1 protein-coding gene is annotated in these 15,648 nt (G+C 74.1%); it reads right to left on the bottom strand.

Going from position 1 to position 15,648, the window contains the following annotated elements:
• Positions 1-12 precede the first annotated feature (12 nt).
• A complete protein-coding gene (locus tag KBX46_RS32515) occupies positions 13-15,648 on the bottom strand; it encodes a type I polyketide synthase (protein ID WP_247667463.1) in 15,636 nt (5,211 codons plus the stop codon).

The following is a 15,648-nucleotide window of genomic DNA, read 5'->3' as shown; positions in this document are numbered from 1 at the left end:
CACGTCGGTGGTTCAGCGAGAGGAATCGAGTGCCAGCCGGATGAGGTCGTCCTCATCCAGTCCGTCGAGGTCGGTGCCGTCGGGCTCCCCGGCGGTTGGTTCGGCGTCGTCACCGGTGCCGTCGGCGAGGCGCAGCAGGGCGTCCAGCAACCCGGCGGCCCGCAGCCGGGCCGGGGAGATCTCGGCGAGCGCCTGCCGGATGCGGGCGTCGTCGTCGAGCTCGTCCGGCCCGAACAGCTCGTCGTGCAGGTGCTCGGCGAGGACCAGGGCGTTGGGGTAGTCGAAGATGAGGGTGGTGCTGAGCCGCAGGCCGGTGCTCGCGTTGAGCCGGTTGCGCATCTCGATGGCGGTCGCCGAGTCGAAGCCCAGCTCCCGGAACGCCCGCTCCGGCTCGACGAACTCGGCCGACGGGTGGCCGAGGACGGCGGCGGCCTCCGCCCGTACCGTCTGGAGCAGGGCCCGGTGCCGCTCGCCGCGGGACAGGTCGCGCAGTCGGGTGTGGAGCGCGGACGCCCCCTGGCCGCTGATGGCGGCCTGGTCGGCCTCACGGATCCGGCGCACCTGCGGCAGTTCGTGCAGCAGCGGCCGGGGTCGGGCCGACTCGTAGGCGGGCGCGAACCGCTGCCAGTCGACGTCGGCGATGGCGACGAAGGTCTCGTCGTGGTCCAGGGTCCTGGCCATGGCGGCGATGGCCAGGTCGGGTGCCATCGCGGCGAGGCCGCGTCGGCGCAACTGCTCGACGATCGCGGCGTCGGACATGCCGCCGCCGTCCCACACCCCCCAGGCGATCGAGGTGGCACGCAGGCCGCGGGCCCGGCGACGGGCCGCGAGGGCGTCGAGGTACGCGTTGGCCGCCGCGTACGCGCCCTGCCCGCCACCGCCCCAGACACCGGAGTTGGAGGAGAACAGGACGAACGCGCTCACGTCTCCGACGAGGTCGTCGAGCAGCGCGGCGCCTGCCGCCTTGCCGTCGACCACGTCGGCGAACTCGTCCAGGCCGGTGTCGGCGAGCGACGCCGAGCGGGCGACACCGGCGGCGTGGAAGACGGCGGTGAGGTTGTCGATGCCGTCAAGCACGCCGCTGAGCCCGTCGCGGTCGGCCGTGTCGCAGGCGGCGATGGTCACGCGGGCGCCGAGGTGTTCCAACTCGGTGCGCAGGTCGTCTGCGCCGGGGGCGTCGGGGCCTCGGCGGCTGGTGAGCACCAGGTGTTCGGCGCCGCGTCCGGCCAGCCAGCGGGCCACGTGTGCGCCGATCGCGCCGGTGCCACCAGTGATCAGTGTGGTGCCGGTCGGCGTCCAACCGGTCGTCGGTGCCGGACCGCTGAGGGGGGCGGGGCGCAGGCGTCGGGCGTGGACGCCGTTGTCGCGTACCGCGATCTGGTCCTCATCGTCGATGCCGGCGACGGCGGCCTGGAAGCGGGTGAGCGCGGCGTTGTCGAGCCGGGCCGGCAGGTCGATCAGCGCGCCCCAGCGGTCCGGCTGCTCCAGGCCGAACACCCGGCCGGTGGCCCAGACCTGGGCGGGCCCGGTCAGTGGCGGCTCGTCGGTGGCGGTGACGGTGACCGCGCCGCGGGTGACGATCCGGAGCCGTCCGGGGATCCCGGCGTCGGCCAGGGCCTGGATCAGCAGCACGGTCGCGGTCAGGCAGGGCGGGACGGCGCCGTCGGTGTCCGGGGCGACCGCCAGCAGGGAGAGCACACCCGAGATGGCGGGTTCCGGGCCGGTCGCCGCGCTCAGTTGTGCGGTCAGGGTGGCCCGGTCGGTCGTCGCTGGGTCGACCTCGACGATGACGGCGGTGCCGCCGGCCTGCTCGATCGCGGCGGTGGCGAACTCGGTCTCCATCCGCGCGATGGGGGTGGTGAGCAACAGCCAGGTGCCGGTGAGCAACGCGTCGGTCGGCTCGGGCAGCGCGGTCCAGCCGACGGTGTAGCGCCAGGTGTCGGTGGTGCCGCGTTCCTTGCGGGTACGCCGCCAGGCGGTCAGGGCGGGCAGCAGGTCGGTGCCGTCGTCGGTGATGCCGAGTGGGGTGAGGTCGCCGTTCTCCACGGCCTGCCAGAACTCGCTGTCCATCGGGTCCACGACCGGAACTGGCGCATCGCCGACCGGCCAGAAACGCTGGTGCTGGAAGGGGTAGGTGGGCAGGTCGACGGTCCGGGTCGCCGGGATGACGGTGGTCCAGTCGACGGGTGCGCCGCAGACCCATGCCTCGGCCAGCGACCGGACCAGTTGCCCGGGGCCGCCCTCACCGCGACGCAACGTGCCTACCGTGGCCACGTCGGCGGTGTCGGCGATCGCGCCGGTGAGCACCGGGTGCGCGCTGACCTCGATGAAGATCCGGTGCCCGGCCGCGTATGCCGCTTCGACCGCCAGGTCCAGGCGCACCGGCTGACGCAGATTGCGATACCAGTAGTCGGCGTCCATCACGCCGCCGTCCTCGACCGTGGAGAACACGGGCACCGCACCGGGCTGCGGTTGCACCCCGTCGAGCAGACGGGCCAGCTCCGCCTCCACGGGCTCGACCAGAGCGCAGTGCGAGGCGTAGTCGACCTTCACCCGCCTGGCCCGCACGCCGGCCGCCTCGGCGGCCGCCAGGAACGCATCCAGATCGGCACCGGCCACGGCGACGCTGGTCGGGCCGTTGACCACCGCAACACTGACCCCGTCGGTCAACAGGGGTGTGACCACGTCCAGGCCGGCGTTGACCGACACCATCCCACCAGTGCCCGACAGCGCGAGCAGCGCTTGGCTACGCAACGCGACGACCTTGGCCGCGTCACTGAGCGACAGCACCCCAGCCACACACGCCGCAGCGATCTCACCCTGCGAATGGCCGATCACCGCGTCCGGGGTCACACCCCTGGCCCGCCACACCTCGGCGAGGGACACGTGCACCGCCCACAGGACCGGCTGCACCACATCCACCCGCTCCAACGGATCGTCCGAGCGCAACACCTCCAACAGATTCCAGTCCACGAACGGATCCAACGCCGCCGCGCACTCCGCGATCCGCGCCGCGAACACCGGCTCCGCATCCAACAACTCAGTGGCCATGCCGACCCACTGCGAACCCTGACCCGGGAACACGAACACCACACCGGCCGTACGCGCCGCACCGGAGATCACCGTGCTGGACGGCAGCCCGTCGGCCAGGGCCGCGAGGCCACTGCTGTGGTCCGGACCGAGCACGACCGCGCGGTGGTCGAACGCCGCCCGCGACACCGCCAGCGAGTACGCCACCTCTCCGGCAGCGCCACCCCACTCGACGAGCCGCTGCGCCTGACCAGCGACCGCCTTCGGGCTGCGCCCGGACAACAACCACGGCACACCCGACTCGGTCACCACCGACTCGACCACAGGTGCGGCCGGCGGCTCCTCGATGATCACGTGAGCGTTGGTGCCGGAGACCCCGAACGACGACACCCCGGCCCGGCGCGGGCGCTGCCCCGCCGGCCACGGCCGCGCGTCCACGAGCAGCTGCACCGCACCCGCCGACCAATCGACGTGCCCGGTGGGCCGCTCGACGTGGACGGTCCGCGGCATGGTGTCGTGCCGCATCGCCTCGATCATCTTGATGATGCCGGCGACACCCGCGGCGGCCTGGGTGTGACCGATGTTCGACTTGATCGAGCCCAACCACAGCGGCTCGTCGGTGGGCCGGTCCTGACCGTAGGTGGCCAGCAGTGCCTGCGCCTCGATCGGGTCACCCAGCCGGGTGCCGGTGCCGTGCGCCTCGACCGCGTCGACGTCGGCGGTGCTCAGGCCGGCGTCCGCGAGGGCGGCCCGGATGACGCGTTGCTGCGACGGCCCGTTCGGGGCGGTCAGCCCGTTCGACGCGCCGTCCTGGTTGACAGCGGTCCCCCGCACCACGGCGAGCACGCGGTGACCGTTGCGCACCGCGTCGGAGAGCCGTTCCACCAGCAGCACGCCCGCGCCCTCGGCCCAGCCGGTCCCGTCGGCGTCGTCGGAGAAGGACTTGCACCGACCGTCCGGCGCCAGGCCCCGCTGCCGGGAGAAGTCGACGAACGTACCCGGGGTGGCCATCACTGTCACACCGCCGGCGAGCGCCATGGCGCACTCGCCGTTGCGCAACGCCCGTACGGCGAGGTGCAGGGCGACGAGGGAGGACGAGCACGCGGTGTCCACTGTGACCGCCGGGCCCTCCAGGCCGAAGGTGTACGCCACCCGGCCGGAGACGACACTGCCGGCGTTGCCGACGCCCAGCAGACCCTCGACTCCGTCAGCCGCCCCGAGACGGCTGACGTAGTCGTGGTACATCACCCCAGCGAACACACCCACCTGCGCTCCCCGTACGACCGCCGGGTCGATCCCGGCCCGCTCGAACGCCTCCCAGGAGGTTTCCAACAGCAGCCGCTGCTGCGGATCCATGGCGAGAGCCTCCCGTGGCGAGATCCCGAAGAATCCCGCGTCGAAGTCGCCCGCGTCGTAGAGGAAACCGCCCTCCTTGGTGTACGTGGTCCCAGGATTGTCAGGATCGGGATCGAACAACACCCCTACATCCCAGCCCCGGTCAGGGGGGAACTCCCCGATCGCGTCACCGCCGGCGTCGACCAGCCGCCACAGGTCCTCCGGCGTGGTCACACCGCCCGGGTAGCGGCAGGCCATGCCGACGATGGCGATCGGCTCGTCGGCGGTGGCCGCCCTGGTCACACCGGCGGTGGGGCTCTCGTCGGAGCCGCCGAGCGCGGTGTTCAGGTGCTCGGCCAGGGCCACTGGGGTCGGGTAGTCGAAGACCAGGGTGGCGGCCAGTCGCAACCCGGTCGCGGAGTTCAACCCGTTGCGCAGCTCGACGGCGGCGAGGGAGTCGAAGCCGAACTCGCTGAACGGGCGGTCGGCGACGACGGCCCGCCCGGAGCCGTGGCCGAGCACTCCGGCCACGTGGGTGCGTACCAGATCAAGCAGTTGGTCCCGGCGCGCCGCCGGCGCCAGACCGGCGAGCCGGCGCACCAGGGCCTCGTCGCCGGACGCGCGGCCCGCGCGCTGCCGGGGGATCGCGCGGATCATGCCGCGCAGCACGCCGGGAACGTGCGACGGGGTCGCCGACGGGTCGAGCCGGACCGGTACGAGAAGCGCCTGGTTGTCGGCGCAGGCCTGGTCGAGCGCGGTAAGCGCCACGTCGGTGGACAGTGGCAGCACACCGGAGCGGGCCATCCGGTCCAGTTCGGCCGGGGCGAGACCGGCCGCCATGCCGTCCGCCCATGGTCCCCACGCGAGTGAGGTGGCGGCCAGTCCGGCGGAGCGGCGGTGCGCCGCGAGAGCGTCGAGGAAGGCGTTGGCCGCCGCGTAGTTGCCCTGCCCCGGCCCGCCGAAGACCCCGGCCGCGGAGGAGAACAGCACGAACGCGGAGAGGTTCCGGTCGCGGGTGAGGTCGTGCAGGTGCCAGGCGGCGTCGACCTTGGGGCGCAGGACGGCGGCGACGCGGTCCGGGGTGAGACCGTCGACCGTACCGTCGTCGAGGACCCCGGCGACGTGCACGACAGCGGTCAGGTCGGGTGCTCCGGCGAGGACGGCCGCGAGGGCGTCCCGGTCGGCCGCGTCGGCGGCGACCACGGTCGCGGTGGCGCCGAGCGCCGTCAGGTCGGCGACCAGCTCGGCGGCACCGGGGGTGTCGATGCCACGGCGGCCGAGCAGGATCAGGTCGGTGCTGCCGTGCCGGGTCACCAGGTGTCGGGTGACGATCCCGCCGAGGGCGCCCAGGGCACCCGTGACCAGGACGGTTCCGGTGCCGAAGGCCGGGCCGTCGCCTGTCGCGCGGTGAGGAACGAGCCGAGGTACGAGGACAGCACCCCCGCGTACCGCGACCTGATCCTCTCCGGCTGCGGTGATGGCCGCCAGCCGGGCGTCGTCCAGGTCGTCGCCGGGTTCGGTGTCGGCCAGCAGGAAGCGGCCCGGGTGCTCGGACTGGGCGCTGCGGATCAGGCCCCAGACCGCGGCGCCGGCCGGGTTCGGGACGGCGTCGTCCGGGGTCGCCGCCACCGCGCCGGTGGTGAGGACGAGCAGACGAGTGTCGTCCTGCGCGAGGACGGCCTGCGCGGCGGCGAGCACCTGCACGGCCAGGGTGTGCGCGGCGGCGGCCTGGTCGCCCGGGACCTGCGGGACGCGCAGCACGGTCAGGTCGTGCGTGGTCGACCCCACGGGCACCGGGATCGGCGACCACGTCAGCGTGTGCAGCACCGAGGGCGGGGCGTACGGCCGGAGCAGCAGGGATTCCACTGTGACAGTGGGCCGGCCGAGGTCGTCGGCCAGCTCGATCCGGACGGTGTCCGTCGCGGTCACTGTCAGTCGGGCCCGGGCCGCGCTGCCGGTCTGACCGTGCCGGGTGACGCCGGTCCACGAGAACGGCACCTTGGCGTCCCGGCCGGCGTCACCGGTCAGGCCGAGGACGTGCAGTGCGGCGTCCAGCAGCGCCGGATGCGCCGCATATCCGTCGGCGTCACCGTCGAGGGCCAGGTCGGCGTGCAGGCTGCCGTCGGAGGCACGCCACGCCGCGCGTAGCCCACGGAAGACGGGACCGTAGTCGAGGCCTCGGTCGGCCAGGTCGGCGTAGAGGTCGCCGACGTCGAGCGGGGTCGCGCCGCGCGGAGGCCACTCGCCGGCCGCCGGGGCCGACAGGGTGGCAGGGCTGACCGTACCGGTGGCGTGCGCCGCCCACCGTACGCCGTCGGTGGTGGCGTGCACCGCGACCGGGCGGCGGCCGGCGTCGTCCGCCGGGCCGACCCGGACCTGGAGCTGCACGCCGCGTTCGCCGGCCACCACGGGAGCGGAGAGGACGAGGTCGTCGACGTGCTCGCAGCCGGCCTCGGTGCCGGCGGCGAGGACCAGTTCGAGCAGCGCGGTGCCGGGCACGACGACCGATCCGGCGATGCGGTGGTCGGCCAGCCAGGGCACCGAACCGGTGGTCCAGTGGCCGGTGTGCACCCGCTCGTCGTCGCTGCCGGCCAGCGGGACCATCGCGCCGAGCAGCGGGTGCCCGCCGGTGCCGGTTTCGCCGACGGCGGCGGCCGGCCAGTAGCGGCGGCGCTGGAAGGCGTAGGTGGGCAGGTCGATGAGGCGTCCACCGGGGTAGCACGGCGTCCAGTCGACCGCGACGCCGCGCACGAAGACGTGGGCCAGGGCGGTGAGCAGCGTGGTCGGTTGGTCGCGGTCAGAGCGTTGCACGGGTACGAACACCGCGTCGCTGACGCAGTCCGCGCCCATCGCGGACAGGACCCCGTCGGGGCCGATCTCCACGAACGTGCTGACGCCTGCGGCTTCCAGGGTGGCGATGCCGTCGGCGAACCGGACCGCTTCCCGCACGTGCCGCACCCAGTACGCCGCGTCCTGTATCCCGGCGATCTGCCCGGTCAGGTTCGACACCACCGGGATCCGGGGTTCGGCGTAGGTCAACTTTGCCGCTACCTGGGCGAACTCGGCCAGCATCGGCTCCATCAACACCGAGTGGAACGCGTGACTGACCCGCAACCGCTTCGACTTCTCGAAGTTCGCCGCCACCGCGGCGACCTCATCGGCCACACCGGACAACACCACCGAGCGCGGACCGTTCACCGCCGCGACCGACACCCCGTCGGTCAGCAGCGGCAGCACCTCCGCCTCGGTGGCCCGCACCGCGACCATCACCCCACCGGACGGCAGGGCCTGCATCAGCCGACCCCGGGCGGCGACCAGCTTCGCCGCATCCGACAGGGACAGCACCCCGGACACGTGCGCGGCCGCGATCTCACCGATCGAGTGCCCCACCAGGTAGTCCGGGGTGACACCGAACGACTCAACGAGGCGGAACAACGCCACCTCGACCGCGAACAGCGCCGTCTGCGTGTAGACGGTCTGATCCAGGTCATCGCCCTCGGCGATCACCTCGCGCAACGGCCGGTCGAGGTGGACGTCCAACTCCGCGCACGCCGCGTCGAACGCCTCCGCGAACACCGGGAACGACGACGCCAACTCCAGACCCATTCCGGGCCGCTGTGACCCCTGGCCCGAGAACACGAACGCCGTCCGGCCGGGCACCGATGTGCCGGTGACCAGGGCGGGGGCCGCCTGACCGGCGGCGAGGGCTTCCAGCGCGGCACGGCCGAACGCCACCGCCCGGTGCGGGAGGCGGGCCCGGCCGGCGAGGGTGTGCGCGACGTCGGCCAGATCTCGGTCACCGTCGGTCAGCAGCCGGGCGGCCTGCGCGGTCAGCGCCTGCGGGCTGCGGGCGGTGAGCACCAGCGGTACGTCGTCAGCGGCGTCCGCCCGCTCGCTGCCCCGGACCGGGTCCGGGTCGGGTGCGGCTTCGAGGATGACGTGCGCGTTGGTGCCGGAGACACCGAACGAGGAGACCGCCGACCGGCGAGGACGCCCGTCACCCGTCCACTCGCGGGCCTCGGCGAGCAGGGCGACCGAACCCGACGACCAATCGACGTGGGTGGTCGGCTCGTCCGCGTGCAGGGTGCGGGGCATCAGGCCGGCCCGCATCGCCATGACCATCTTGATGATGCCGCCGACCCCGGCGGCGGCCTGCGCGTGACCCAGGTTCGACTTGATCGAGCCGAGCCACAACGGCCGGTCGGCGGCGCGGCCCTGGCCGTACGTGGCGAGCAGCGCCTGCGCCTCGATCGGGTCACCCAGCACCGTTCCGGTGCCGTGGGCCTCCACCACGTCGACGTCGGCGGTGGACAGACCGGCGTCGGCCAGCGCGGCCCGGATCACCCGCTGCTGGGCGGGCCCGTTCGGGGCGGTCAGACCGTTGGACGCGCCGTCCTGGTTGACGGCCGTGCCACGGACCAGCGCGAGCACCGGGTGACCGCGCCGGACCGCTGTGGACAGCCGCTCGACCAGCAGCACACCGACGCCCTCGGACCAGCCGGTGCCGTCGGCGCCCGCCCCGAACGCCTTGCAGCGCCCGTCGGCGGCGAGCCCGCCCTGTCGGGAGAACTCCAGGAACATGGTGGGCGTGGCCATCACCACGGCGCCGCCGGCGACGGCCATCGCACACTCGCCGTTGCGGATCGCCCGGATCGCCAGGTGCAGCGCGACCAGCGACGCCGAGCAGGCCGTGTCCACAGTGACGGCCGGGCCCTCGAAGCCGAACGTGTACGCGAGCCGGCCGGAGATGACGCTGGCGGCGGTGCCGGTGAGCAGGTAGCCGGCGCTGGCGTCGCGGCCCTGGAGCAGGGTGTCGTACCCCTGGGCCGATGCGCCGACGAACACGCCGACCGGCTCGCCGCGGACCGTCTCCGGGTCGATGCCGGCGCGTTCCAGAGCCTCCCAGGTGGATTCCAGCAGCAGCCGCTGCTGGGGGTCCATCGCCAGGGCCTCGCGGGGCGAGATGCCGAAGAAGTCCGCGTCGAAGTCGGCGGCGTCGTGCAGGAAGCCCCCACGGTCGGTGGCCGAGCCGCCGTCCCGTCCGGTGTCGAAGAGGTCGGCCCGCCACCCACGGTCCGTCGGGACGGCGGTGATGCCCTCGGCGCCGTCGGCGACCAGCCGCCACAACTCCTCCGGATTGCTGATGCCACCCGGGTAGCGGCAGGCCATCGCGACGATCGCGATCGGGTCGTCGTCGTCCCCGGCGACCTCGGCAGACGGTTGCGGTGCCTCCGGGATCGCGCCGCCGAGCAGTTCGTCGCGCAGGCGGGCGACGAGCGCCAGCGGGCTCGGATGGTCGAAGGCGAGGGTCGCGGACAGCCGGAGCCCGGTCGCCGCGCCGAGCCGGTTGCGGAGTTCGACGGCGGTCAGCGAGTCGAACCCGAGCTCCTTGAAGGCACGACCAGCGACGATGCCGGACGGGTCGTGCCCGAGGACCGCCGCGACGTCCGCCACGACGATCTCCAGGAGGATCCGTTCGACCTCGGCGGGGGCGGCGGCCAGGCGACGGCGCAGCGCGGTCGCCGCGTCGGCCGGTCCGGCGGTGCCAGCCGGGCGGGTGGCGCCGCGGACCAGACCGCGGAGCAGCGGCGGTGGGGTGGTGCCGGCCGCGACCGTGCGGGCCAGCCGCACCGGCACGCTCAACGACTCGTCGATGCCGAGCGCCGCGTCGAGCAACGCCAGTCCCTCGGCGGTGCTGAAGCCGAGCACACCGGTGCGGTCCATCCGCCGCGTGTCGGTGTCGTCGAGCCGCCCGGCCATGCTGGTCGTGGCGGTCCAGGGACCCCAGGCGAGCGAGATCGCCGGCTGGCCCTGGGCGCGCCGGTGCGCGGCGAGCCCGTCCAGGAACGCGTTCGCGGCCGCGTAGTTGGCCTGGCCCGCAGCGCCGAGCAGCCCGGACAGCGACGAGAAGAGCACGAACGCGGCGAGTGGCTGATCCCTGGTGAGGTCGTGCAGGTGCCAGGCGGCGTCGGCCTTGGGGCGCAGCACGCCGGCCAGCCGGTCGGGTGTCATCGCGTCGAGCACGCCGTCGTCGAGGACACCGGCCAGGTGGACGACAGCGGTCAGCGGCCGGTCGGCGGTGCTGGCCGCGACCAGGGCCGCGGCGGCGCTGCGGTCGGCGACGTCACAGGCGGCCACTGTCACGCTCGCGCCCAGGCCGCGCAGTTCGTCGGCGAGGTCGGCGGCGCCGGGCGCGTCCGGGCCACGACGGCCCGCCAGCACCAGGTGCCGGGCGCCATGGGTGGTGACCAGGTGCCGGGCGACGGCCGCGCCGATCGCGCCGGTGCCGCCGGTGAGCAGGACGACACCATCCGGGTCCAGGGCGGGCGGGACGGTGAGGACCACCTTGCCGACGTGGGCGGCCTGGCTGACGTGCCGGAACGCAGCGCCGGCCGAGCGGACGTCCCAGGTGGTCACCGGCAGCGGTCGCAGTGCTCCGGCCTCGAAGAGATCGACCAGGGCGCGCAACATCTGCTGGATCCGGTCCGGTCCGGCCTCGATCGTGTCGAAGGCCTGATAGCTGATGCCGTACGCCGCCGTGATCGCGGCGGGGTCGCGGACGTCGTTCTTGCCCATCTCGGCGAACCGACCGCCAGCGGCCAGCAGCCGCAGCGAGGCGTCGACGTGTTCGCCGGTGAGCGAGTTGAGCACCACGTCGACCCCGTGGTCGCCGGTCGCGGCGCGGAACCTCTCCTCGAACCCGGTGGTCCGGGACGAGGCGATCCGGTCGCCGGCAACACCCAGACCGCGCAGCGTGTCCCACTTCGCGGGGCTGGCCGTGCCGTAGACGGTGGCGCCGAGATGGTGGGCCAGCTGCACGGCGGCCATGCCGACGCCACCGGTGGCGGCGTGCACCAGCAGCGACTCCCCGGCACGCAGGCCGGTCAGGTCGACCAGGGCGTAGTAGGCGGTGAGGAAGACGATCGGCACGGCGGCGGCCTGCTCGAACGTCCAGCCCGCCGGGATTGGCGTGATCAGCCGGTGGTCGGTGACGGTCACCGGGCCGAACGCGCCGTAGAACATGCCCATCACCGCGTCGCCGACCCGCACCCCGTCGACGCCGGGGCCGATGGCGGTGACGACACCGGCGCCCTCGCTGCCGAGCTGGGCGACGTCGGGGTACATGTCCAGGGCGATCAGGACATCGCGGAAGTTGAGGCCGGTGGCGCGGACAGCGATCCGGACCTGGCCCGGGCCGAGCGGTTCGTCGACCTCGGGGCACGGGACCAGGGCGAGGTTGTCCAGGGTGCCCTTCACCGGGACGTCGAGGCGCCAGGGGACGCCGGCCGGCGGGATCAGGGCGGGGCCGGTCGCGGCGCGGGCCAGGCGGGGGGCGAACAGGGCGCCGTTGCGGGCGGCGATCTGCGGTTCCCCGGTGGCGAGCGCGGCGGCGAGCGACGTGTCGTCGTCGTGGCCGTCCAGGTCGACCAGGACGAAGCGGTCCGGGTTCTCCGTCTGGGCGGTCCGGACCAGACCCCAGACCGCCGCCCCGGCCAGGTCGGGTACGTCCTCGTCGGGCGAGGTCGCCACCGCACCGGAGGTGACCACGGCGAGGCGGCTGCCCGCGTCGGTGGTGTCGCGCAGGAACCGCTGGAGCAGGTCGAGCGCGGCGGCGGTCGCGGTGTGCACCGTGGCCACCGGATCGTCACCGGCGGTCTCCGGGCGCCAGACCTGCGCCGGGACGGTGGCCGTTCCAGCGGCGGGCGGCGAGGCGACGATCGGGGCCCACGCGACGCGGTGCAGGGCCTCGGCAACCGGGAGTGCCTTCGGGGTGGGCGGGGCGTACGGGCGGAGCACCAGGGAACCGACAGTGGCGACCGGCTGCCCCGTGGTGTCCCAGACGTCCAGGGCGACGGTCCCGGTGCCGCGCAGCCGGACCCTGATCGTGTCGGCGCCGACCGCGTGCAGGGTGACGCCGTTCCAGGCGAACGGGACGGCGGCCGGTTCGTCGCCGGTGCCCGTGCAGCCGAGGGCGTGCAGGGCGGCGTCGAGGAGCGCTGGGTGCAGCCCGAAACCTGTGGAGTCGATGCTCTCGGGGGCGCGTACCTCGGCGAACGTGTCCCCCAGCGGGCCGCGCCAGACGGCTTCCAGGCCACGGAACGCGGGCCCGTAGGCCAGACCGCGTTCGACCAGCGCGGGATAGAGGTCGGTGAGGTCGACGGGTTCGGCGCCCGGCGGCGGCCACTCGGCCGGGGCGGGCGCCGCGCTGCCGGTGACGGCGAGGGTGCCGGAGGCGTGCACGGTCCACGTCTCGCCGTCACCGCTGTGCACGCTGACGCTGCGGCGGCCGTCGGCGTCCGGGGCGCCGATCCGGACCTGCACCTGCACGCCAGTGGGCGGCAGTACGAGCGGGGTGGCGAGGACCAGGTCCTCGACCGTCTCGCAGCCGATCTCCGCGCCGGCCGCGAGGACCGCCTCGAGCTGGGCGGTGCCGGGGACGACGAGGTCCCCGGCGACCTGGTGGTCGGCGAGCCACGGGTGCCCGGCGGCGGACCAGTGGCCGGTGAAGAGGTGTTCGTCGGCGCCGGCCAGGGAGACGGAGGCGCCGAGCAGCGGGTGGTCGACACCGGTGAGGCCGAGGCCCCGGGTGTCCCCGGCCGACGCGACGCCGGTGGCGGGCCAGTACCGCTGCTGCTGGAACGCGTACGTGGGCAGGTCGACACGGCTGCCGCCGGTGGCCAGCACGGTCCAGTCCACCGCGGCGCCCCGCACGTACGCCTCGGCCAGCCCGGTGATCAGGGAGGTCACCTCGGGGCGGCCCCGGCGCAGCAGGGGCAGGTAGGCGGCTTCGGTGTCGTCGCTCTCCCGTGCCATCGCGGTGAGGACGCCGTCCGGGCCGATCTCCAGGAACCGGGTGACGCCGCGGCCCCGCAGCCAGGCGATGCCGTCGGCGAACCGGACCGCGTCGCGTACGTGCCGGACCCAGTAGTCGGCGTCCTGCGTGCCGGCGAGCTGCCCGGTGAGGTTGGAGACCACCGGGATGACCGGGGCGTGGTAGGTCAGGGTGGTCGCCACCTGCGCGAACTCGGCCAGCATCGGCTCCATCAGCGCCGAATGGAACGCGTGACTGACAGTCAGCGGCTTGGACTTCTCGAAGTGGGCGACGACCGCCGCCACCGCGTCGGGGGCACCGGACAGCACCACCGACCGGGGACCGTTGACCGCGGCGATGTCCACGCCCTCGGTCACCAGCGGCAGCACCTCGGCCTCGGTCGCCCGGACCGCCACCATCACCCCGCCGGCCGGCAGCGCCTGCATCAGTCGGCCCCGCGCCGCCACCAGCGTCGCGGCGTCGGCGAGGGACAGCACGCCGGCGACGTGCGCGGCGGCGAGCTCACCGATCGAGTGCCCCACCAGGTAGTCCGGTGTGACCCCGAACGACTCGACCAGCCGGAACAGGGCGACCTCCACCGCGAACAGGGCGGCCTGCGTGTAGGCGGTCTGTTCCAGGTCGACCCCGTCGGCGATCACCTCGCGCAGCGGACGGTCGAGGTGCGGGTCCAGTTCCGCGCAGACCAGGTCGAGTGCCTGCGCGTACGCCGGGAAGCGCGCGGCGAGCTCAAGGCCCATACCGTGGCGCTGGGAGCCCTGACCGGAGAACAGGAACGCGGTGCGGCCGTCCTGGACCGAGCCGGTGACGGCCCCGGCGGTGGCGACGCCGTCGGCCAGGGCCGCCAGGGCACCCGGCAGGTCGGTGCCGGTGACCACGGCCCGGACCGGCAGCGGTGAGCGGGTCGCGGCGAGCGAGTAGGCGATGTCGGCGTGGGTCGCCGTGGCGGTGGCCGCGAAGGCGCTCAGACGGGCGGCCTGGGCCCGCAGCGCCTCCGGGGTGTGGCCGCTGAGCACCCAGACCGGGTCGGTGCCGGCCGGTGGTGGCGTCGTCGGGGCGTCCGCCGCCGGGGCCTCCTCGATGATCGCGTGGGCGTTGGTGCCGCTGATGCCGAACGCGGAGACCGCCGCACGACGTGGTCGCTCCCCCGGCGCCCACTGGCGCTCGGCGGTGAGCAGTTGGACGTTGCCGGCCGTCCAGTCCACGTGCGGGGTGGGCTCGTCGACGTGCAGGGTGCGCGGCATGACGCCGGCCCGCAGGGCGAGCACCGTCTTCATCACGCCACCGACACCGGCAGCGGCCTGGGTGTGGCCGAGGTTGGACTTGAGCGAGCCGAGCCAGAGCGGTTCGCCGTCCGGACGGCTCTGGCCGTACGTGGCGAGCAACGCCTGCGCCTCGATCGGGTCGCCGAGCCGGGTGCCGGTGCCGTGTGCCTCCACCAGGTCGACGTCGGCCGCGGTGAGTCGGGCGTTGGCGAGCGCGGCCCGGATGACGCGCTGCTGCGCGGGCCCGTTGGGGGCGGTGAGACCGTTGGAGGCGCCGTCCTGGTTGACCGCGGTGCCCCGGATGACGGCGAGCACCGGGTGGCCGTTGCGGCGGGCGTCGGAGAGACGCTCCAGCAGGAGCAGTGCGGCGCCCTCGGACCAGCCGGTGCCGTCGGCCGCGGCGGCGAACGGCTTGCAGCGGCCGTCCGGGGCGAGGCCACGCTGACGGCTGAACTCGACGAACGCCTCCGGGGTGGCGAGCACTGTGGCGCCACCGGCGAGGGCCAGGGAGCACTCCTGCTGCCGCAGGGACTGGACCGCCAGATGCAGCGCGACCAGTGAGGCCGAGCAGGCGGTGTCGATGGTGACCGCCGGACCCTCCAGGCCGAACTGGTACGCGATCCGCCCGGAGAGCACGCTGGCCGCGCTGCCGGTCAGCCGGTAGCCCTCGATGCCGTCCTGGGTGTGCCGCTGCAGCAGGGTGTCGTAGTCGCGGCCGCTGATCCCGACGAACACGCCGGTCCGGCTGCCCCGCACGCTGTCGCTGGGGATACCGGCCCGCTCGAACGCCTCCCAGGCGGTCTCCAACAGCAGGCGCTGCTGCGGGTCCATGGCCAGGGCCTCGCGCGGCGAGATACCGAACAGCGCCGGGTCGAAGTCGGCCGCCTCGGCGAGGAACCCACCCTCGCGGGCGTAGCTCTTGCCCTTGGCGTCCGGGTCGGGGTCGTAGAGCCCGTCGACGTCCCACCCACGGTCGTCCGGAAAGTCACCGATCGCGTCCCCGCCGGCGGCGACCAGCTCCCAGAGCTGCTCGGGCGTGCTGACCCGGCCCGGGTAGCGGCAGGTCATCGCGACGATCGCGACGGGCTCGCCGGCCGCCGTCTCCACCTCTTCGAGCCGTCGCTTGCTGCGTCGCAGCTCGGCGGTCATCCACTTGAGGTGGTCGAGCAGCTTCTCGTCGTTCGCCAT

The sequence above is a fragment of the Micromonospora sp. C81 genome, assembly GCF_018070425.1.
Classification (GTDB): domain Bacteria; phylum Actinomycetota; class Actinomycetes; order Mycobacteriales; family Micromonosporaceae; genus Micromonospora; species Micromonospora zamorensis.
The sequence above is the reverse complement of the archived record's forward strand: the minus strand, read 5'-3'. Positions and strand labels throughout refer to the sequence as shown.

Coding starts and splice junctions, on each gene's coding strand:
- KBX46_RS32515 (WP_247667463.1), bottom strand. CDS start 15,648: ATGGCGAACGACGAGAAGCTGCTCGACCACCTCAAGTGGATGACCGCC.